At 68.7% G+C, this 386-nt stretch carries 1 protein-coding gene; it reads left to right on the top strand.

The window, feature by feature from the left end; all coding sequences use genetic code 11:
• A partial coding sequence (locus AC1DBD_RS17920; RefSeq protein WP_476982739.1) for a hypothetical protein occupies window positions 1-386 on the top strand: 386 nt, incomplete at both ends.

The raw sequence follows: 386 nt of genomic DNA, 5'->3' as shown, positions 1-386 counted from the left end.
CCCAGTGCGAGTTCCTGTCCGGGCAGGCGCCGGTGGCCGAAGCGCGGTTCGCGGCGCTGTCCGCGCGCGCCACGACGACGGTCGAACGTGCCCAGGTCACCTGCTGGCAGGTGGACATCTACGTGGTGCTCGGCCAGCGCGACAACGCCATCGCCGTTTGCCTCGCCTTCCTCCGCCATGTGGGGATCGAGTGGTCCCCGCACCCGGACGAGACCGCGGTGCAGGCCGAGTACGCGCGCATCCGGTCCCAACTCGGCGATCGGCCGATCGAAACGCTGATCGACTTGCCGCCGATGGAGGATCCCGCCTCGATCGGTACCGTCGACGTCCTGATCAAGCTTTTCGTGCCGGCGTCGCATACGGATGCCAACCTCGCGTCCCTGACC

This window comes from Arthrobacter sp. 10T419, assembly GCF_056394105.1.
The sequence above is the reverse complement of the archived record's forward strand: the minus strand, read 5'-3'. Positions and strand labels throughout refer to the sequence as shown.